Here is a 19,290-nt window from a genome sequence, read left to right as displayed (position 1 = left end):
GATATTATCGAACGGCGAACAGGCTGTTAACGCCGCGTAATCAGTTGGTTCATTATAGTTAATTAAATGATATTGAAAATGATTATCAATGCCGTACTTTTAGCATGGTTATAACTTTTCGTCATGTTGGCGAAAATGTGAGCGCCGTCAGGTGGATAAATCGTTTTTTGCCACCCACCACAGAAACTGGCATCACGGTGAAGGTAACGCTGCGTAATTAAGAGGATAGTCGGCATTTCTTTCCTGCTGGAGCCTTATCATGTCGCTAAATGTCGCCCTTTTTGGTATCGGCCTTGATACCTACTGGCCTCAATTTTCTGGACTGGAACAACGCCTTACGGATTATCTGCAGCAAATTGACCAGCGCCTTACACAGCTCAATGCCTGCGTCATTAACGGTGGTCTGATAGACAGTGTCGACAAAGCCGATACATTTGCCACACAACTTCAGCAACAGCCCATTGATGCCATTGTGCTTTACATCAGCACTTACGCGCTGAGCTCAACGGTTCTGCCGTTGGTGCAAAAAATAAATAAGCCGGTGATTATCCTGGCGCTTCAACCAGAGCCAGGTTTGCCCTATGCCAAAATCCGTGGCATGAGCGATCGCGGCCAACGTACCGGTGAGTGGCTTGCTCATTGCCAGGCGTGCAGTGCACCCGAGTTGGCGAACGTATTTAATCGTGCCGGTATTCGCTATCAACTTATCGTTGGCGCATTACAAGGTGATGACTACGTCTGGGAACAAACCTCGCAATGGCTACAGGCGCTGGAGGTGCAAAAAGGATTGTCTGCTTGTCAGGTGGGCGTTCTGGGTCACTATTACGATGGCATGGTGGATGTTTACAGCAACATGACCAACCTGAGCGCAAAACTTGGCGTGCGCTTCAAGCCCCTTGAAATGTGTGAGCTTGCCGAGTACCGCGAGCAGGTTTCACAAAGTGTCAGTACAAAAAAATGGCATGAAGTGGAAGCTACTCTGCAAATTGATCCCGCCTGCGAAAAAGCTGAACTTGAACGCGCGGTACAAACCGCCTGTGCCATGGATAAACTTATTGAAAACAATCACCTCGGTGCACTGGCTTATTACTATGAAGGGCGCAACGGCAACGCCTACGAAAATATTATTACCTCCATTATTCTCGGTAATACTTTGCTGACTCGCCGTGGCATTCCTGTTGCCGGTGAGTATGAAATCAAAAACGTACTGGCGATGAAGATCCAGCAACTTCTGGGAGCGGGTGGCTCGTTTTCGGAACCTTATGGCATAGAGTTTACCGACGATGTGGTGCTTTGGGGGCATGATGGTCCAGCACATCCACTAATGGCCGAAGGAGATGTGCGTCTTGTTCCTCTGCCGGTTTACCACGGCAAGCCTGGGAAAGGCGTTTCCATTCAGATGACGGTAAAACCTGGCCCGGTAACTTTCCTTTCAATTGTTGAGAATGCACAAAACGGCGTGTGTTTACAGTATGCCGAAGGGCAAGCCGTTCCCGGTGATGTACTCGATATTGGCAACACTAACAGTCGTTACCGCTTCCCACTTTCAGCGCGTGAATTTACTACGCAATGGAGTCTTGGTGGGCCTGCTCACCATTGTGCGATTGGCCTTGGTCATCAAGGTGAAGTTTTGGAAAAGCTTGCCTGGTTGCTCGGAGTGCAAACCTTAAAAATCTGTTAATTATTTTTAGTTTGCCTCCGTTCGCTTATCGGGCGGAGGCGAAATAAAGAACTGTGACACTCGTCAATCACACCCCCTGAATTTTGCCAGTTTTACCCCCGTTGCGGCAGCATATGGAAGGTTACCTCTTTGCTCACTCTTTAGACTCACAGGTAATGGGGGAGCCAGCTGTCACCCCTGCGTTTTTTAGTTAAAACAGAGGGATAGATAATGAGTAACGCAATAACCATGGGGATAATTTGGCATTTGGTCGGTGCTGCTAGCGCCGCCTGTTTTTATGCCCCTTTTAAGAAAGTACAAAGCTGGTCATGGGAAACAATGTGGGCCGTTGGCGGTATTGTTTCGTGGATAATTTTGCCATGGTTGGTGAGTTATATTTTGCTTCCTGATTTTTGGGCTTACTACGGTTCGTTTAACGCTTCTACCTTGCTGCCAGTATTTTTGTTCGGTGCGATGTGGGGCATTGGCAATATCAACTATGGCCTGACGATGCGTTACCTGGGCATGTCTATGGGCATTGGTATTGCGATTGGTATCACGCTGATTGTTGGCACCTTAATGACGCCAATCATCGCCGGGAAATTTGATGTGCTAATTGGTACACCTGGTGGGCGTATGACGCTGCTGGGTGTTCTGGTTGCGCTGGTAGGCGTGGCAATTGTTACCCGCGCAGGCCAGCTTAAAGAACGTAAAATGGGTATTAAAGCTGAAGAGTTCAACCTGAAAAAAGGGCTGATGCTGGCGGTAATGTGCGGCATCTTCTCAGCAGGTATGTCTTTTGCGATGGACGCCGCAAAACCGATGCACGAAGCCGCAGCCGCACTGGGTGTTGATCCGCTATATGTGGCATTGCCAAGTTATGTGGTGATCATGGGTGGCGGTGCGCTGATCAACCTTGGCTTCTGCTTCATTCGTCTGGCTAAAATGAAAGATCTCTCGATCAAAGCCGACTTCTCGCTGGCAAAACCATTAATTATCAGCAACGTATTATTCGCTGCACTTGCCGGTTTGATGTGGTACTTGCAGTTCTTCTTTTATGCCTGGGGTCACGCCAAAATCCCTGCCCAGTACGACTATATGAGCTGGATGTTGCATATGAGCTTCTACGTACTGTGTGGCGGGCTGGTTGGCCTGATTATGAAAGAGTGGAAATCTGCGGGGACTCGCCCTGTTGGTGTGCTGAGTGTGGGCTGTGTGGTGATTATTATTGCGGCCAATATAGTCGGTCTGGGCATGGCCAGTTAATTACCCTTCATACTTCAAGCCGCAGGGGATAAGTTCGCTTGCCGCCTACCTGCAGCTTGAATTATTTAGGGTATCAAAGTGAGTGATATAGCGTTGGCGCCACATCCGTGGCGTCATCCCCGTCTCTTTAAGAAACACCACTGAAAAGTAGTTACTGTCCTCAAAGCCACAACGCGTGGCGATATCACTAATCAACATCTCACTGTGCCGCAGTAAATCCTGGGCCTGACAAATACGTAACTGACGCAAATATTGGCTGATACTCATGCCCGTTTGCTGGCGAAAAAGCTGTCGTAAATGGCGATCTGCCACTTGGTTTTTCTGGCAAAATTGCTGCAAATCGAACGGGGTATGGAAGCTGTTTCCCAACGTTGCCAATAACAAATCCAGCGTTTCACCGCCATTGGGGGCCGAAGTATCGTGTGGTTGATAACGATGGCGGCGCAGCAAAATACACAATTGCAAAAACAGGCTTTCGGTAAGGCAAAATGACAGTGCATCTTGCTGCTGGCTTTCATGTTCGAGCTGGCTGATTAACTGTCGGGCCTGCGCCATGCCGTGACTACTGAGTCGCCACCGGGGATCTTTACCCGCTTCAGCCTGGCTGTATAGCAAATCGTTCCAGTCAACGTTGAGCTTCAGGCGTTCCGGGCAGTAAATGATGTTATGCAGGACTAAATCATTGACTGATTCATAGCTGTGACGGTCCTCGGCACGGATATAAAAAAGATCACCACAGGTTATTCGGTAAGGACGGTCATTAAGAACGTGCAGCCCATTACCGCGCCACACTAGTACCAGTTCACAAAAATCATGAGTGTGTTCAGCGAAGACATTTTGTGGATAGCGGTCTGCCACTGCCACGGGCTGCGCGGCAGAAGCAAAGAAATCTGCTTTTCTAAGAACTAATTGACTCGCCACCGCAATACCTCAAAACCAGAATAATTGGCAGATGAACCACCCAAAAACTGCATTTCGTAGATCGGATTAGCGTTGCGATATCCGATAAATTAACTAACTAGAAATTATTTGCTTTTTCGCTGCAAAAAACGGTGATTTCCTTCGTATTTACTGAAGTTGCGTATCACGTCCCTGGCGAATCTCTCGCGGCGACCAGGAAAACTCGCGTTTAAAAAGCGTCGAAAAATGGTTGCTGTCACCAAAACCGCACTGAAAGGCGACATTTGTTACGCTTTCTTCGCTATGGCGGAGCAGATGACGGGCTTTCATCAGGCGTAAACGATTGAGGTAACGCTGTGGTGTCATGCCGGTTTGCTGTTTGAGTTGGCGATGAAGTGTGCGAAGAGAAAGCGTGAATTGGGATGCCAGTTGCTCCCAGCAAATATCCTCAGCGAAATGATCTTCAAGCCAGGCCATCAACTGATTTAGCCGGCCTTCTGAGTTTGTCACTCCTTCCATCATGCTGCCTTTACGCAGCAACACCAACAACTGCATAAACAGAATTTCGCGGTTGGCGACGGCATGGGTATCAGTGGCCTCACCAATTTGCTCAAACTTTTCAATTAGCACACGTACTTGTTGCAACACTGGCTGGTTTACACGCCAGTGCGATGGGTAATTGCCGTCTTTTTCTTGCGGTAGCAGTTGATCCAACCCGGATAAAAAGCAAAACGCATCAGGCGCACGGTAAAGGATATTAGTCAGGCACAGGTTTTCTGTGTGTTCATAGAGATGGCGGTCATGGTCACGTACGAAACAGACTGAACCGCCGCTTAGCGTGTACGGTTGACCATTAAAAACGTGTGTTCCAGTGCCATGTTCAACAATCACAATTTCATAAAAATCATGGTGATGTTCTGGAAAGGCAACCTGAGGTAAGCGTGGCTCAATGGCCAACGACGCATTCCCTGATGGGAAAAAATCAAAACCATGTAATACCGTCATTCTTACCTCCATGTGCGAGTAATTGTTACCTGATAGTAGGTAACGACTCTCCTTTGCACCTTAAATTTTCGACACGAAATCCGTTTAAAACTGCGCGTTTTTTAAGAAAGTCCGGGAATTATCAGGAAATGCGGCAAGTGTCACAGGTCGATGAAAAGAGTGATAAATATGAATCTGTGACATAACTCACGTTCATCTTTGCTTCTTTGCCAGCGGCTCATATGCACTGTCAGTGTCGAGAAGGTGGGCGATAGCGTTACTTTTTAGAGTGGAGTCAATTAATTTAGCAAGGACCCCGACAATGACTCTACGCCATAGTGTTGCGGTAGACCTGGGCGCTTCAAGTGGCCGTGTCATGCTGGCACGCTTCGAACGTGACACTCGCAGCATCTGCCTGCGTGAAATTCACCGTTTCACCAACTGCTTAAAACAGGCGGAAGGTTCCACCGTCTGGGATGTTGATGCACTGGAGCAGGAAATTCGCATTGGGCTGCAAAAGGTCTGTGATGAAGGCATTGCCATCAACAGCATCGGCATCGACACCTGGGGTGTGGATTATGTGTTGATTGACCAAAGCGGTAACCGCGTTGGGCAGCCTGTTTCCTATCGCGACAGCCGTACCGATGGCGTGATGGATCTCGCTTGTAAACTGTTAGGGCGTGACGAAATCTACCGCCGTACCGGCATTCAATTTCTGCCATTCAATACGCTTTACCAGTTCCGCGCTCTTGTAGAACAACAACCTGAGCTGCTTGATTGTGTCGAACATGCATTGTTGATCCCGGATTATTTTGCTTACCGCCTGACGGGAGAGCTGAATTGGGAATATACCAACGCGACGACCACGCAATTGGTGAATATCAACAACGACAGCTGGGATGAAACATTGCTCGACTGGGCCGGTGTGCCGCATAAATGGCTCGGTACGCCGACACATCCTGGGCGCGTTATTGGCCAATGGGTTTGCCGCGAAGGCAACAAAATCCCGGTAGTAAGCGTTGCAACTCACGACACCGCGAGTGCGGTCATCGGTGCACCACTCAAAGATAAAGACGCCGCATACCTTTCTTCCGGCACCTGGTCGCTGATGGGCTTTGAGAGCAAAACCCCTTATGCCAATAGCACTGCACTCGCCGCCAATATCACCAATGAAGGGGGGGCAGAAGGGCGTTACCGGGTACTGAAAAATATAATGGGTCTGTGGTTGTTGCAGCGCATCACCAAAGAGCTGGGTATTACAGATCTTGTCGATCTGATCGACCGTACCCGAAAGATCCCGGCGTGTCGTTTTGTCATAAACCCAAACGACGATCGCTTTATTAACCCGGAAAGCATGAGCCGTGAAATTCAGGCTGCTTGCCGTGAAAGTAACCAACCCGTTCCATTCAACGACAGCGAACTCGCTCGCTGCATTTTCGACAGCCTTGCGCTTCTGTATGCCAAAACATTGAAAGAGCTGGGCACTGTCCGTGGTCGCTCGTTTAGCAGCCTGCACATCGTGGGTGGCGGAAGCCAGAATGAATTACTTAACCAATTGTGTGCTGATGCCTGCGGTGTGCCGGTATATGCGGGCCCCATTGAAGCCTCAACGCTTGGCAATATCGGCTGCCAACTGATGGCGCTGGACGAAATTACTGATGTTGACGACTTCCGAAAAATTGTCGCCGCCAGCTACGAACTGAAATCTTTTATTCCCCAATCCGATAGCGAAATTGCTCGTTCTATCGCGCAGTTTCCACTCAATATTCAAACACGTAAGGAGTTTTGCGCATGACCACATCTCTTGAACAAGCCTGGGAACTGGCGAAACAGCGCTTTGCTGCTGTCGGTGTTGATGTTGAAGCTGCCCTGCAACAGCTCGATCGTTTGCCGGTCTCTATGCACTGCTGGCAGGGTGATGACGTTGCTGGATTTGAAAACCCGGAAGGGGTGCTGAGCGGCGGGATTCAGGCTACGGGAAATTATCCGGGCAAAGCGCGAAACGCAGGCGAATTACGTGCTGATCTTGAACGTGCACTCAGCCTGATCCCTGGCCCAAAACGCCTGAACCTTCACGCTATTTATCTGGAATCAGAGCAACCCGTAGCGCGCGACAAAATCAAACCAGAACATTTCAAAAACTGGGTTGAATGGGCAAAAGCTAACAATCTGGGGCTGGATTTTAACCCGTCTTGCTTCTCACACCCGTTAAGTGCTGACGGATTTACGCTGTCGCACGTTGATGACGAAATTCGCCAGTTCTGGATTGACCATGTCAAAGCCAGCCGCAAAATTTCCGCATATTTTGGCGAGCAACTTGGTACACCGTCAGTGATGAACATCTGGATCCCTGATGGCATGAAAGATATCACTGTTGACCGCCTTGCACCGCGCCAGCGCCTTGTTGCAGCGCTCGATGAAGCGATGAGCGAAAAACTCAACCCGGCACACCATATTGATGCGGTAGAAAGCAAGCTGTTCGGTATTGGTGCAGAAAGTTACACCGTGGGTTCCAACGAATTCTATTTCGGTTACGCGACCAGCCGACAGACCGCACTGTGCCTGGATGCAGGCCACTTCCACCCAACCGAAGTCATCTCCGACAAAATCTCCAGCGCCATGCTGTACGTGCCACGCCTGCTGCTACACGTAAGCCGCCCGGTTCGTTGGGATAGCGACCACGTAGTACTGCTGGATGACGAAACACAAGCTATCGCCAGCGAAATCATCCGCCACGACCTGTTTGACCGCGTGCACATCGGCCTGGATTTCTTTGATGCTTCCATTAACCGCATCGCCGCGTGGGTTATTGGCACCCGCAACATGAAGAAAGCGCTGCTGCGTGCGCTGTTAGAGCCAACCGAAACCCTGCGCCAGCTTGAGAAAGAGGGCGACTACACCGCACGCCTGGCGCTGTTAGAAGAGCAAAAATCTCTGCCATGGGCTGCCGTCTGGGAAATGTATTGCCAACGAAACGATACGCCGGTTGATGCCCAGTGGCTGAAGACGGTTCGCCATTACGAAAACGATGTTTTGAGCAAACGCGGCTAACCCTTTATTGGTGGATGGCGTTTCGCTTATCCACCCTACAACTGATGACCGAACGTAGGGCGGATAAGCGTGAGCGCCATCCGCCAGACCAATATCAAAGGAACCACAAGACTATGCAGAACATCCTCAAAGCCTGGTTTGTAGAAGGCATGATCAAAGCAACCAGCGATGCCTGGTTAAAAGGTTGGGACGAACGTAACGGCGGCAATATTACAATGCGCCTGGATGAAGCCGATATCGCGCCATTTCAGGCTGATTTCCATGCAGCACCGCGTTACATCGCACTAAGCCAGTCAATGCCTGAATTGGCGAATACGCCATTTATTGTTACCGGCTCCGGCAAATTCTTCCGCAATGTTCAACTGGCGCCTGCTGCAAATATTGGTGTGGTGAAAGTGGACAACCGCGGTACGGGTTACCACATCTTGTGGGGGCTGGAAAACGAAGCAGTACCCACATCTGAACTGGCGGCACACTTCCAATCCCACAGCGTGCGCATCAAAACCACGGGTGGAAAAGACCGTGTGATCATGCACTGCCATGCCACCAATCTGATTGCCCTGACTTACGTGCTGGAAAACTCCACGAATGTCATTACCCGCAAACTTTGGGAAGGCAGTACCGAATGCCTGGTGGTATTCCCTGATGGTGTGGGTATTTTGCCGTGGATGGTTCCGGGCACCGATGAAATTGGAACGGCAACAGCTGGCGAAATGGCCAAACACTCGCTGGTATTGTGGCCGTTCCACGGAGTATTTGGCAGTGGCCCAACGCTTGATGAAGCATTTGGGCTTATCGATACCGCTGAGAAATCCGCTGAAGTGTTGGTAAAAGTCATTTCGATGGGCGGCATGAAACAAACCATCAGTCGTGACGAGCTTATCGCCCTTGGTAAACGTTTCGGTGTTACCCCACTGGCTGGTGCTTTAGAACTTTAAATCAGTGTAATGGTGGATGCGGCTTCACTCATCCACTGTACTTCAATGGATTGTAGGCCGGATAAGTAAAGCGTCATCCGACATTTACGGTAGTTAAGGAGCATAACAATGAGTTTTATGTTGGCCTTACCAAAAATCAGCCTTCATGGTGCAGGTGCAATCGGCGACATGGTGAAATTGATTGCCGCCAAACCTTGGGGAAAAGCCCTGATCATCACCGATGGGCAATTGGTGAAAATGGGTTTGCTGGATAGCCTGTTTAGCGCACTCGATGAACATCAACTTTCTTATGAATTGTTCGATGAAGTATTCCCGAACCCGACAGAAGAGCTGGTGCAAAAGGGCTTTGCCGCTTACCAGGCTGCCGATTGTCACTACCTGATAGCTTTTGGCGGCGGCAGTCCGATCGATACCGCCAAAGCGGTAAAAATCCTGACCGCAAACCCAGGTCCATCAACCGCTTATTCCGGTGTTGGCAAAGTCACTAACCCTGGCGTGCCGCTGGTGGCGATTAACACCACTGCCGGGACTGCCGCAGAGATGACCAGCAATGCGGTCATCATCGATTCCGTGCGCCACGTGAAAGAAGTGATTATCGACACTAACCTTATCCCGGATATTGCAGTGGATGATGCAAGCGTCATGCTCGATATCCCGGCAAGTGTCACTGCTGCAACAGGTATGGACGCATTAACTCACGCCATTGAAGCTTATGTTTCCGTTGCCGCGCATCCGTTAACGGATGCTAACGCTCTGGAATCTATTCGCCTGATTAGCCAGTGGCTGCCAAAAGCAGTCGACGATGGCCATAACCTTGAAGCGCGTGAAATGATGGCTTACGGGCAATACCTGGCGGGTATGGCTTTTAACAGCGCAGGCCTTGGGTTGGTACATGCGCTGGCTCACCAACCGGGTGCGACGCACAACCTGCCGCACGGTGTTTGCAACGCGATTTTACTCCCAGTCATTGAAGCTTTTAACCGCCCGAAAGCCGTTGCACGTTTTGCAAAAGTTGCCGCAGCGATGGGTGTGAATACTCAGGATATGAACGAAGAAGAAGCAAGCCTGGAGGCTATTCTGGCGATTCGTGCGCTTTCTTCGCGCGTCGGCATTCCATCTGGTTTCAGTCAACTTGGAATTCAGATCGCAGATATCGAAGGCTGGCTGGATAACGCTTTGGCTGACCCATGCGCGCCATGTAATCCACGCGTGGCGACCCGTGAGGAAGTGCGCGAGCTGTATCTGGAGGCGTTATGATCCGCAAAGCTTTTGTGATGCAGGTAAACCCCGATGCTCATGAAGAATATCAACGTCGCCATACGCCGATTTGGCCAGAGCTGGAAGCGGTACTTAAACAGCACGGTGCTCATCACTACGCTATTTATCTGGATGTCGCACGCCACCTACTTTTTGCAACAGTAGAGATTGAGTCTGAAGCTCGCTGGAACGCCGTCGCACAAACGGAAGTCTGCCAACGCTGGTGGAAGCATATGAGCGAGATAATGCCTAGCCATGCCGATAACAGCCCGGTAAGTGCCGAACTGAAAGAAGTGTTTTATTTAGAATAAAATTGAGGACGGGTGGCATTACGCGGCCCGTCCTTTTTCGGTCTAAACCAAAAAACTAAACCACCGCACCTTCCAACGCTTTGTTAATCACCTGGGAAAGCTCTTTCACATCGAACTTCGCCACATAGCCGTTCGCGCCCACTTTGCGGACGTGATCTTCGTTGGCACTACCTGATAGAGATGAGTGAATCACCACCGGAATCTGCTTTAACGAAATATCCGATTTGATATTACGGGTCAGGGTGAAGCCATCCATTTCCGGCATTTCAATGTCTGTTAGCACCATACCAATACGATCGGTGATCGGCTGGCCAGCGGCTTTGGCTTCTGCGGCGATAACTTTTATTTTCTCCCAGGCTTCCAGGCCCGTGGAATGCATCATCACCGGAATACCCATGCCTTTCAGCCCTTGCTCGAGCATCTGGCGGGCGACTTTTGAATCTTCAGCAACAATCGCGACAGCACCCGGTTTCAGAGGATTTGTATTCCCTTCAATAGCCGCCATATCGACTTTGCGTCCTGAAGGGATAATGTCGTAAAGAATCTGTTCAACATCGAGCACCAGCGCCAGTTCATCTTTGTATTCATCGCTATTGAGTGAAGCGATACTGGTGATATTACGGCTACTCACACCGGATTCGGCGGCATGAACCTGGCTCCAGTCGAGGCGGATAATATTTTCCACCGACTCCACCGCAAATGCCTGCGTGCTGCGGGCATATTCGGTAATCAAAAGAAGATTCAGGCCAGTTTTTGGTGTGCAGCCGGTAACGGCGGGCAGGTCGATAACCGGGATAAATTGGTCGCGAATAGTTGCCATGCCCAACAGCGGTGACATCATCCCTGCCGCGCGGTTAATTTTCGGCATGGGCACAATTTCGCGCAGCTTAAATACGTTGATGCCATACAGCTCTGATTTACCGCCGTGCTGGCCTTCCCCTAAGCGGAACAACAATAGTTCAAACTTGTTGGATAACGCCAGGTTAGCCCTTTCATCAATATCTTTTTGAAAACTATCCATTTTAACCTCTGGTTGTAACCCGGCGGGTCATCGTTGCCCCGTTTCCTGTTTAAGTTATCGGCAGTTGGAATAAAAAGTGCAGTCTGTTTGGATGAAGAAAATCCCCCTTTGCTTCACCCGGCGCGTTGCCCTACTATTAACGCCTTGTAGGGACGGGACAAAAAAATGAAAAAGCCGCTAACAATCAAGGATATTGCTGAACTGGCCAATGTATCTATTGCGACAGTTTCCCGTGTTCTGAATAACAACAGCTGGGTGGCGGATAAAACTCGCGCCAGGGTCGAGAAAGTTATTCAGGAGCAGCAATTCAGCCCAAATTTGTTGGCGCGCGGTATGATTTCCAAAAAAACACAGACGCTGGCGATTGTCGTTTCCGATATCAGTAACCCATATTTTGTGATGCTGGTTGCTCAAATCGAAAATGAGAGTTTGCGGGCCGGATATAAAGTCACACTCTACGATACACAATCGGCGAATAAATCCTCTTCGCAGGGAGAAATTATCCCTGAAGAAAATATTTTTAACTCGATTACTGATAGCCAGATTGATGGGGTTATTATTCTTGGTGGGAATATTGATTATAATAATGTGCCAGAATCTTATTCCCATGAGTTGAAGAAACTTTGTGCGGCAATTCCGGTTATTGTTGTTGGGCGGCAACTGGCCGATGTAGATTATTCCTGTGTAGAGCGCGATCAGTCCGGGTGTGTTGCACTTGCAACTAATCACCTGATAAGTAAGGGCTATAAAAGCATCGGATTTATTGGCGGTTCGAAAAGCGTTTATATCACCCGGCAACGTATAGATTCGTTTAAAAACACGCTTCAACAAGCGAATATTGTGGTTAATAATAATCACATTGTATTAAATAATTTCTACTTACAACATGGCTATGAAGCAGTAGATAAGTTGTTTTCGCAAAATAAAAAATTGCCCGAAGCTATTGTTGCAATTAATGATCATGTTGCAAAAGGAGCCATTCGGGCATTAAAAGACAGAAATATATCTGTGCCTGAAGATATTGCTATTGTCAGCTGTGAATATTTCCCTGGTAGCGAATATTTTATTCCACGCATTACCACTGTGAATCATCACAATGAACTCATCGGTAAAACAGTGATGCAAGTTTTAATGACATTGCTGAAAGATACCACTGAATCTGTAGTGCCTGAAAAAATCCAGCTGAGCCTGATACCAGGTGAGTCCTGCTAGCTCTCTCTGAGCATTTCAGTATTTCTGATTTCTCCAAAACTCCCGCACACGATATTTTTTGATCCCCGCCACAATTGCTGAAAAGTGGATTGACAACCCCACTCAAGCTCCTCTAGCCTAAAACCTGAAAACGTTTTCAGGTTTTGATTTCAGGAGGGCCAATGAAGCCGACAATGATGACTTACATTCACGAAGAGCAAGCTACGCTTTCAGCAATGCTTGATCGTTATCCACATGATCTTCCAGAGATTAAAGGAAAGGGCACGTGGTTGGTTTTAGCTACTGGTTCAAGTATTAACGCCATCAAAAGCGCGAAATACTACGTGGAAAACCTGGCGAACGTACGCATTACCGTAGAGGAACCGTTCCACTTCCAGCACTATGAAAAAATGGATACCGCGACCGATTTAGTACTTGGTGTATCGCAAAGCGGCGAAAGCACATCCACCATCAATGCGATAAAACACATTGGTAAAAGTTTCCCGGTGGTGACCTACGGTTTAACCAGCAAACTGTCCAGCGAACTGGCGAAAACTGTCGATCACGCCATCGATATTGAAATTGGCGAAGAGCGCGTGGGTTATGTCACTAAAGGTTATGTGGCGACTATTTTTAAATTCATGTTGCTCGGTCTTTATACCGCGCGTTGCAATGGCTTAATCACTGAAACGCAGGAAGGCGAAGAGTTAGCGAAATTATCCGTTGCAGTAAAATCTATCCCGCAGATTATTGATACAACTGAAGTCTTCTTTGAAAAATGGAAAGATGAGCTTACTGCCTCCCCAAGATTTACGGCAATTGGCTATGGCCCAAGCGTGGGTGTGATTAAAGAAATGGAAACCAAGTTTGCGGAAACAATTCGCGTGCCATCGCAAGGGGTAGAACTGGAAGCCTTTATGCATGGCCCTTATTTTGAAGTCAACGGTAATCACCGGATGTTTTTCCTCGACACGCCTGGAGAAGCGCGTGAGCGTTTATTACTGCTGAAAGCCTATGAGCAAAAATATACCGATTATATTTACACCGTTAAATTAGGTGAAAGCAGCGATGAACGAACGCTCGCCATTAATGCTGATGTAGATATATTTATCGCCCCGTTACTGATGGTGATTCCATTCCAGATTCTGGCGCACCATATCGCGGAAGCTAAAGGGAATAATTTGCCACAGCGTATTTTCACCGATTTTGGTATTTCCGTTAAGAGTAAAACAAAACCTGGCGATTACGCCTGATATACCCTTCATATTTTAAGTTGCATGTGCGTTGGTAATACTCGGCCCTTTGGGGCACAGCTAGCTGCCTTCCTGCAACTCGAATTATTTTGGGTATAGATATAAATAGCTCGACCCTACAATGTTGCCTGATATTTTTATCGGGCAATAAATACAGCGCAAACCTTGAAACTAAGGAAATACCATGACGACATATAGTCAGCTTGCCCAACAAATAATTAAGCATGTTGGTGAGACTGGGAATATTGAACATATTACTCATTGCGCAACACGCTTACGTTTTACATTAAAAGATAAAAATAAAGTGAACCCGGAAGCGCTATATGGTCTTCCTGAAGTCGTGAAATTAGTGGATAGCCCGAGTCAATTCCAGATAGTGATTGGCCCGAAAGTCGATCAGGTATTTTCAGCGATTAAAGAGCTGCTCGGTGAACAAACGCCTGTAGCTGAAGAAACAACGGCACAAGGCTCATGGGTAAGCCGCTTGCTGGCGACACTTTCCGCCATTTTCACACCTTACATCGGTGTGCTGGCGGGCGTCGGTGTTGTAAAAGGGATTGTGGTATTGCTGCAAACAATGAACCTGGTGGATACGCATTCTTACGTATTCACCGTGTTTAATGCGCTGTCGAGCGGCGTGTTTGTGATGTTGCCGTTGTTTATCGCCGTTACGGCAGCTGAACGTTTTAAAACGAATAAATTCACCGCGCTGGCACTGACTGCGGCGATGATCTTCCCATTAACCGATCCAGGTGTTCCCGGTGCATTCCATATTATGGGACTTGCGCTGAACGTTAAGATTTATGGTGGCGCAGTTATTCCAGCTGTATTTGCCGTGTTGTTCCTGAGCTATGTGGAACGCTGGCTGAAAAAGATAATCCCTGAACTGGCTGCTTTTGTATTTGTGCCTTGCTTATCGCTCATTATCTGCGGGTTTGTGGTGTTCACCTTAATTGGCCCGATTGCAGATTACGTGGGAGTCGGTATTGCTAACGGATATGCATGGCTTTATAACCTTAGCCCGGTCATTTCTGGCGCACTGCTTGCCGGTATTGGCCAACTGTTTGTGGTATTCGGTGTGCACTGGGGCATCATCCCACTGGCGCTGATCAATATTCAGGTCAACGGCTACGACACTATCATGGCGATGTTCATGTCGGCGGTAATGGGGCAGTTTGGCGCGGCATTCGGTGCAATCTTTATTGCCCGCAACCTCAAGGACAAACAGATTGCGATTTCTGCCTCAATTTCTGCCTTCTTCGGTATTACTGAACCGGCGCTGTATGGCGTGAATCTGAAATACAGAATGCTGTTTGTCTTCGGTTGTATTGGTGCGGCGTTGGGCGGTGGCATCACTGGTTTGTTGGGCGTTAAAACTTACAGTTTCCTGCCAGTACTTAACGTGTTCGAGTTAGGTCTGTTCAGCGGCCCGGATTCCAAAATGATTTATGAAGTGTTTGCGATAATCGTCGCATTTACTGTCCCTGCGGTGCTGACCATTGTTTATGGTAAGACGCGCAAACTGGTGGCTTCTCCGGCTTCTTGATTTATCCCTAAGCCCTCTGGAATGCAGAGGGCTTAACTGACCAACGAAATCAGCATTCGTATTAGTCTCCAAATTCTTTACTCAGCCATGTAAGGAGACCGTCGGTGTCTATCGGCTCTCGGTGGTCCACGGTGTAAACCGGCCCAAGTGACATCGGCTTTGCGTTATTCGCAAGTTTTACCAACTCCGGCAGATATTCTTCCCCTGGGTGCCCGTGGCGTCTTACGCCGAGCCGCAGCGCATAGCGTTCGGCGGCAAGATCGCCGGGGACATGGTTCCACACTTCCAGAACGCGTGTGATTCCCGCCTGCTCAAGATAACGTTCAAGCACCTCTTTCGGCTGGAAGCCAAACCATGCATCGACAATAAAGACACACTGTGTTGGGCTATCGGCCACTATCGACCAAATCACCTCATAAGCGGCACTTCCGAGGCGGCGGTTGAATGGCCGATCAATTTCATCGAACTGCGCCATAAAAGGCTCTTTTATGCCATCGATGGTCAGAATCGGTAGCGCAAAATGTTCGGACAACAAGCGGGAAATCGTGCTTTTGCCTGAGGCGGGTACACCGTTCACAAGTACAACCGTTTTGCCCTGTGTTCGCATGGTCTGGCTCATAATATTGCGATCACCTCTTCCTTGCCTTTTGCCCGACGTAGTTTTGCCATTACATCATCATCGCCCAACAAATTAACAATCGCGCGGATACCTTCTTCGATATGTCCATTGCTGTCACAGGCGGCAAACATAATCACGATATCGGCCTTTTCGCTGTCGGCAAAGGCGATGGGTTCATCAAGCAAAACCAGACTGAAGCAATTTTTCATCACCCCGCATTCCGGGCGAGCGTGGGGCATGGCGACGCCCTCTTCAAAAACGTAATACGCGCCATGCTCCAGGGTGTTATTAATGACTGCCTGGTAGTAAGAGGGCAGGATATAGCCATTATCAACCAGCGGTTGAGCCGCAAGTCTAATCACCTTTTTCCAGTCCGTTTCGCGCACGCCAACTTGTATTGCCTGCGCTTCAATTAATAACTCTTTAATGGCCATGAGTTCTCCCTAAATATTCTTGCGAATAATATTTCTCAGCTCATCAATTTTGATAAATAAAGCATCGATATGCTGACGGTGTGTTTTACTCTTCGCAAAAACTTGTAACGCCTGGTTATAGCGCAACATTAATGCTTTTTGTGTTTCGCCATTATTTGGGTTTTCCGTTAACGTGTTTTCCAGAGCAGTTAATTCAGTTTCAAGTTGTACGGCTTGAATATCATATTGCGCCGTATCCGAATTATCACTGTGAAAAAGTTTTTTTAAAGATCCAAACATAGCTAGCTCCCGCCCGACGGTTGCCACGCAACCAGGGTTACAATGAAGAGTAGAGGATAACGCCTGCTTTATTTAAATAATGCGATCTTTTCGATTAATACCGCAGCGACTGCATCATTTGCCGGAATTAAGAATTTACGCACGCTGTCGTTCACTTTGCCTTTCTCAAACGTCTCTTTGCAGTGCCCGACCCATTGCACGTTCATTTCGGTACCGACGTTAACTTTATCAATCCCTCCGGCAACGGCGCGGCGCATATCTTCATCGCTAACACCTGTGCCGCCGTGCAGCACCAGCGGGGTTTTGGTCACTTCGCTGATATCCGCCAGGCGTTGATGCTGAATTTTCGCTTTACCGGTATATAGGCCGTGTACCGTCCCGACGGACACCGCCAGCATATCGACGCCGGTTTCATCCACAAAGCGTTTGGCATCTTCCGTGGTGGTAAAGCAGATATCTTCCATGGCGACCGCTTTGCCATCTTCTGAGCCGCCAATCGCGCCTAATTCTGCTTCTACAGAGATATTACGTGGACGGGCGATATCAATCACCTTGCGGGTATTAGCAATATTATCTGCCATATCCAGATGAGAACCGTCATACATTACCGAGCTAAATCCAGCGTCGATGGCCGTTTTAATCGATTCAATATCTGAGCAGTGATCCAGATGCAAACAAGTCGGTATTTGCTCGCTTTCGGATAAAGAACGAATGGAATCCACTAATAAACGATAACCTAAATATTCCGCAGTCCCGGTAGAAATTTGAATCATTAATGGGCTATTGGTCGCTTTGGCTGCTTTAAAATAAGCGGGCAGCATTTCAAGGCAATGCAAATTAAAGGAACCTACCGCTTTAAATTTACGCTCTTTGGCTACCTGTAATAAATCCGGGAAGTTATACAGACTCATGTGCTTTTTCCTCTTGAGGTTTGGTTGATTTGCCATTTACGAACCAGGCGATAAGAGCGACGAACAGGATGAATAAGCCGACAAAAGTCCAGTTATTCTGGAATACATGTCCCAAAATCAGGCCGCTACTGATCACATCAGAATCACTGAAAGTCACACCGGTAAAGCCGTAGCTTTCAAGCATTGGCACCAGGATGGCAGGAAGGAAGGTAATAAACAGGCCGTGGACTACACCGCCGATGATTGCACCGCGTCTGCCACCCATCGCGTTACCGAAAATTCCTGCGGTGCCGCCAGCAAAGAAGTTGGTCAACAAGCCTGGCAGAATCATCGCCAGGCCAAACATTGGGAAGACAATCATGCCGATGATGGAGCCGACAGTTGTGGCAAGGAAACCAACGATTACGGCATTGGGGGCGTAAGGGAACAGCACCGGGCAGTCCAGCGCCGGTTTGGCATCCGGTACGATGCGCATCGCGATGCCACGGAACGCAGGCACCAGTTCGTTAAGCAGTAGACGCACACCGCTATAGAGCACGAATACCCCAGCAACAAACTGAATCGCCTGCATAAAAGCAAACATCAGGTAATTCACGCCGTTGGAGTATTGGCCGATGTATTCCGGACCAGCCGCCAGAGCAGGAATCAAATACATCGGGATCATGACGACGGCCATCGACAAATAAGTGTCTTGCAGGAATTTAAAGTTATCCGGCAAAACCAGGTCTTCAGTGGATTTCGACCCTTTGCCAACGACCTTCGCCACCGCAGCCTGCACCAGGTAACCGATAGTACAGAAGTGGCCCAGAGCTACATCGTCAGTACCGGTAATACGGCGGACCACGGGTTGGGCGAGGGCTGGCATCAGCACCGCCATAATTCCACCGAAGATCCCGCCAGTAAGAATCAACGGTAGGCCAGTCAGCCCTGCTTTATAGCCGATAACTGCACCAATCGTTGCCATCCAAAGCAGTGCTTGCCCGGTGAGAAAAATGTACTTAAACGGCGTGATACGGGCAATGATGATGTTGACGATGAATATCACCATTAGCGTAAGGGCCACTTCGGAACCCAGCTCACGGTTTGCAAGCCCCGCAATAGCTGCCACATCTGTGATGTAGCCTTTCATGCCAAATCCATGGGTGAAGATATCGTTCAGGAAAGTCAGCGTATCAACAATAATGTTGATACCTGCCATCATGATTAAAAAACCAAGCAGCGTTTTAAATGTACCCTCCGCGACCTTACCCTTCGATTTTTTTTGTAGCAAAAGACCGAGCATGGCAATAAAGGCAATCAATATTGATGCCTGCCCTAGCAGGTCTTTAACAATAAAGTTAATGATGCTATTCATGGTCGAATACCTTCACATTGCGATCTTTTAAAAAGGCGACAATCTTTTGTTCGATTTCGTCTTTATCCGTAAGGCGGTGCAGCACAATGACGCGTTTAATTTCTTCTTCACTTGCATCGGCTGTTAAAATATCGGCGAACGTTTTTTGCGTTAAAATAATGTCAGATTTAAAGGCTCCCGCTTCTGAAACAGTTGTGTGATCAATTTCTGCCGGAATCTGAAGTTTTTTAAGTACCGCAGTTGCAGCCATTTCTATGGCGAAACTGGAACCTAAACCGCAGCCACATACACAAAGAATTTTAAGCATTGAAAGTC

The 19,290-nt window shown here is 48.4% G+C and carries 20 protein-coding genes; 10 read left to right on the top strand and 10 right to left on the bottom strand.

Annotated elements, in window-relative coordinates; all coding sequences use genetic code 11:
- Positions 1–62: 62 nt before the first annotated feature.
- Complete coding sequence (locus M979_RS23395; protein WP_157093261.1) at positions 63–236, bottom strand: hypothetical protein; 174 nt, start codon at positions 234–236, stop codon at positions 63–65.
- 23 nt (positions 237–259) lie between these two features.
- Between M979_RS23395 and M979_RS16290 the strand changes: the two genes are divergently transcribed.
- Both M979_RS16290 and rhaT read left to right on the top strand, forming a co-directional pair.
- Positions 260–1,681: an L-fucose/L-arabinose isomerase family protein gene (locus tag M979_RS16290; RefSeq protein ID WP_064555626.1), complete on the top strand. Its 1,422-nt coding sequence runs from the start codon at positions 260–262 to the stop codon at positions 1,679–1,681.
- A gap of 210 nt (positions 1,682–1,891) precedes the next feature.
- A complete protein-coding gene (rhaT, locus tag M979_RS16285; protein WP_034460392.1) occupies positions 1,892–2,926 on the top strand; it encodes an L-rhamnose/proton symporter RhaT in 1,035 nt (344 codons plus the stop codon).
- Between the two features lie 45 nt (positions 2,927–2,971).
- Here the strand turns inward: rhaT and rhaR are convergent, their stop codons facing one another.
- Complete coding sequence (gene rhaR / locus M979_RS16280; RefSeq protein WP_051880742.1) at positions 2,972–3,847, bottom strand: HTH-type transcriptional activator RhaR; 876 nt, start codon at positions 3,845–3,847, stop codon at positions 2,972–2,974.
- A gap of 147 nt (positions 3,848–3,994) precedes the next feature.
- The gene (gene rhaS / locus M979_RS16275) at positions 3,995–4,831 is read right to left on the bottom strand and encodes an HTH-type transcriptional activator RhaS (protein WP_034460390.1); all 837 of its coding nucleotides are present in this window, start codon (positions 4,829–4,831) and stop codon (positions 3,995–3,997) included.
- Positions 4,832–5,132: 301 nt separating this feature from the next.
- On the opposite strand from rhaS, the gene rhaB reads away from it, so the two are divergent.
- From rhaB to rhaM, 5 genes are all read left to right on the top strand, one after another.
- Entirely contained in the window at positions 5,133–6,605 is a 1,473-nt protein-coding gene (gene rhaB / locus M979_RS16270; RefSeq protein ID WP_064555625.1) for a rhamnulokinase, read from the top strand.
- The gene (locus tag M979_RS16265) at positions 6,602–7,861 is read left to right on the top strand and encodes an L-rhamnose isomerase (protein WP_064555623.1); all 1,260 of its coding nucleotides are present in this window, start codon (positions 6,602–6,604) and stop codon (positions 7,859–7,861) included. The genes rhaB and M979_RS16265 overlap by 4 nt, the downstream gene beginning before the upstream one ends.
- A gap of 113 nt (positions 7,862–7,974) precedes the next feature.
- Complete coding sequence (gene rhaD / locus M979_RS16260) at positions 7,975–8,799, top strand: rhamnulose-1-phosphate aldolase (RefSeq protein WP_064555621.1); 825 nt, start codon at positions 7,975–7,977, stop codon at positions 8,797–8,799.
- A 108-nt stretch (positions 8,800–8,907) separates the two neighbouring features.
- The gene (fucO, locus tag M979_RS16255; protein ID WP_064555619.1) at positions 8,908–10,056 is read left to right on the top strand and encodes a lactaldehyde reductase; all 1,149 of its coding nucleotides are present in this window, start codon (positions 8,908–8,910) and stop codon (positions 10,054–10,056) included.
- Entirely contained in the window at positions 10,053–10,367 is a 315-nt protein-coding gene (gene rhaM / locus M979_RS16250) for an L-rhamnose mutarotase (RefSeq protein WP_034460382.1), read from the top strand. The genes fucO and rhaM overlap by 4 nt, the downstream gene beginning before the upstream one ends.
- A gap of 55 nt (positions 10,368–10,422) precedes the next feature.
- Here rhaM and M979_RS16245 read toward each other — a convergent pair whose 3' ends face one another.
- A complete protein-coding gene (locus tag M979_RS16245) occupies positions 10,423–11,388 on the bottom strand; it encodes a chemotaxis protein (protein WP_064555618.1) in 966 nt (321 codons plus the stop codon).
- Positions 11,389–11,553: 165 nt separating this feature from the next.
- Here M979_RS16245 and M979_RS16240 point away from each other — a divergent pair, with 165 nt between their 5' ends.
- From M979_RS16240 to M979_RS16230, 3 genes are all read left to right on the top strand, one after another.
- On the top strand, positions 11,554–12,600 hold the full coding sequence (locus tag M979_RS16240) for a LacI family DNA-binding transcriptional regulator (protein ID WP_064555616.1): 1,047 nt from the start codon (positions 11,554–11,556) through the stop codon (positions 12,598–12,600).
- 161 nt (positions 12,601–12,761) lie between these two features.
- A complete protein-coding gene (locus tag M979_RS16235; RefSeq protein WP_064555614.1) occupies positions 12,762–13,832 on the top strand; it encodes an SIS domain-containing protein in 1,071 nt (356 codons plus the stop codon).
- Between the two features lie 184 nt (positions 13,833–14,016).
- Entirely contained in the window at positions 14,017–15,378 is a 1,362-nt protein-coding gene (locus tag M979_RS16230; RefSeq protein WP_034460377.1) for a PTS transporter subunit EIIC, read from the top strand.
- A 61-nt stretch (positions 15,379–15,439) separates the two neighbouring features.
- On the opposite strand, the gene M979_RS16225 is transcribed toward M979_RS16230, so the two are convergent.
- The 6 genes from M979_RS16225 to M979_RS16200 all read right to left on the bottom strand — a co-directional run bounded on the left by M979_RS16225 (position 15,440) and on the right by M979_RS16200 (position 19,282).
- Entirely contained in the window at positions 15,440–15,997 is a 558-nt protein-coding gene (locus M979_RS16225; RefSeq protein ID WP_034460376.1) for a P-loop nucleotide/nucleoside kinase family protein, read from the bottom strand.
- Positions 15,994–16,431, bottom strand: coding sequence for a PTS sugar transporter subunit IIA (locus M979_RS16220; protein WP_034460375.1), 438 nt, complete (start codon positions 16,429–16,431; stop codon positions 15,994–15,996). The genes M979_RS16225 and M979_RS16220 overlap by 4 nt, the downstream gene beginning before the upstream one ends.
- 9 nt (positions 16,432–16,440) lie before the next feature.
- Positions 16,441–16,710, bottom strand: a complete 270-nt coding sequence (locus M979_RS16215) for a hypothetical protein (protein WP_064555612.1) — start codon at positions 16,708–16,710, stop codon at positions 16,441–16,443.
- A 68-nt stretch (positions 16,711–16,778) separates the two neighbouring features.
- Positions 16,779–17,621, bottom strand: coding sequence for a class II fructose-bisphosphate aldolase (locus tag M979_RS16210; RefSeq protein ID WP_034460371.1), 843 nt, complete (start codon positions 17,619–17,621; stop codon positions 16,779–16,781).
- On the bottom strand, positions 17,608–18,975 hold the full coding sequence (locus M979_RS16205) for a PTS sugar transporter subunit IIC (protein WP_064555610.1): 1,368 nt from the start codon (positions 18,973–18,975) through the stop codon (positions 17,608–17,610). Before M979_RS16205 ends, M979_RS16210 begins: the two co-directional genes overlap by 14 nt.
- On the bottom strand, positions 18,968–19,282 hold the full coding sequence (locus M979_RS16200) for a PTS sugar transporter subunit IIB (RefSeq protein ID WP_034460367.1): 315 nt from the start codon (positions 19,280–19,282) through the stop codon (positions 18,968–18,970). The genes M979_RS16205 and M979_RS16200 overlap by 8 nt, the downstream gene beginning before the upstream one ends.
- Positions 19,283–19,290: the final 8 nt, after the last annotated feature.

It is taken from the genome of Buttiauxella noackiae ATCC 51607 (assembly GCF_001654865.1).
GTDB classification, from domain to species: domain Bacteria; phylum Pseudomonadota; class Gammaproteobacteria; order Enterobacterales; family Enterobacteriaceae; genus Buttiauxella; species Buttiauxella noackiae.
Note: the sequence above shows the minus strand (reverse complement) of the source record. Positions and strands in the feature narration are given on the sequence as shown.

Excerpts from the sequence above, each read along its gene's own strand:
- M979_RS23395 (WP_157093261.1), bottom strand. The coding sequence starts at position 236 with ATGCCGACTATCCTCTTAATTACGCAGCGTTACCTTCACCGTGATGCC.
- M979_RS16290 (WP_064555626.1), top strand. The coding sequence starts at position 260 with ATGTCGCTAAATGTCGCCCTTTTTGGTATCGGCCTTGATACCTACTGG.
- rhaT (WP_034460392.1), top strand. The coding sequence starts at position 1,892 with ATGAGTAACGCAATAACCATGGGGATAATTTGGCATTTGGTCGGTGCT.
- rhaS (WP_034460390.1), bottom strand. The coding sequence starts at position 4,831 with ATGACGGTATTACATGGTTTTGATTTTTTCCCATCAGGGAATGCGTCG.
- rhaB (WP_064555625.1), top strand. The coding sequence starts at position 5,133 with ATGACTCTACGCCATAGTGTTGCGGTAGACCTGGGCGCTTCAAGTGGC.
- M979_RS16265 (WP_064555623.1), top strand. The coding sequence starts at position 6,602 with ATGACCACATCTCTTGAACAAGCCTGGGAACTGGCGAAACAGCGCTTT.
- rhaD (WP_064555621.1), top strand. The coding sequence starts at position 7,975 with ATGCAGAACATCCTCAAAGCCTGGTTTGTAGAAGGCATGATCAAAGCA.
- fucO (WP_064555619.1), top strand. The coding sequence starts at position 8,908 with ATGAGTTTTATGTTGGCCTTACCAAAAATCAGCCTTCATGGTGCAGGT.
- rhaM (WP_034460382.1), top strand. The coding sequence starts at position 10,053 with ATGATCCGCAAAGCTTTTGTGATGCAGGTAAACCCCGATGCTCATGAA.
- M979_RS16245 (WP_064555618.1), bottom strand. The coding sequence starts at position 11,388 with ATGGATAGTTTTCAAAAAGATATTGATGAAAGGGCTAACCTGGCGTTA.
- M979_RS16240 (WP_064555616.1), top strand. The coding sequence starts at position 11,554 with ATGAAAAAGCCGCTAACAATCAAGGATATTGCTGAACTGGCCAATGTA.
- M979_RS16235 (WP_064555614.1), top strand. The coding sequence starts at position 12,762 with ATGAAGCCGACAATGATGACTTACATTCACGAAGAGCAAGCTACGCTT.
- M979_RS16230 (WP_034460377.1), top strand. The coding sequence starts at position 14,017 with ATGACGACATATAGTCAGCTTGCCCAACAAATAATTAAGCATGTTGGT.
- M979_RS16225 (WP_034460376.1), bottom strand. The coding sequence starts at position 15,997 with ATGAGCCAGACCATGCGAACACAGGGCAAAACGGTTGTACTTGTGAAC.
- M979_RS16220 (WP_034460375.1), bottom strand. The coding sequence starts at position 16,431 with ATGGCCATTAAAGAGTTATTAATTGAAGCGCAGGCAATACAAGTTGGC.
- M979_RS16215 (WP_064555612.1), bottom strand. The coding sequence starts at position 16,710 with ATGTTTGGATCTTTAAAAAAACTTTTTCACAGTGATAATTCGGATACG.
- M979_RS16210 (WP_034460371.1), bottom strand. The coding sequence starts at position 17,621 with ATGAGTCTGTATAACTTCCCGGATTTATTACAGGTAGCCAAAGAGCGT.
- M979_RS16205 (WP_064555610.1), bottom strand. The coding sequence starts at position 18,975 with ATGAATAGCATCATTAACTTTATTGTTAAAGACCTGCTAGGGCAGGCA.
- M979_RS16200 (WP_034460367.1), bottom strand. The coding sequence starts at position 19,282 with ATGCTTAAAATTCTTTGTGTATGTGGCTGCGGTTTAGGTTCCAGTTTC.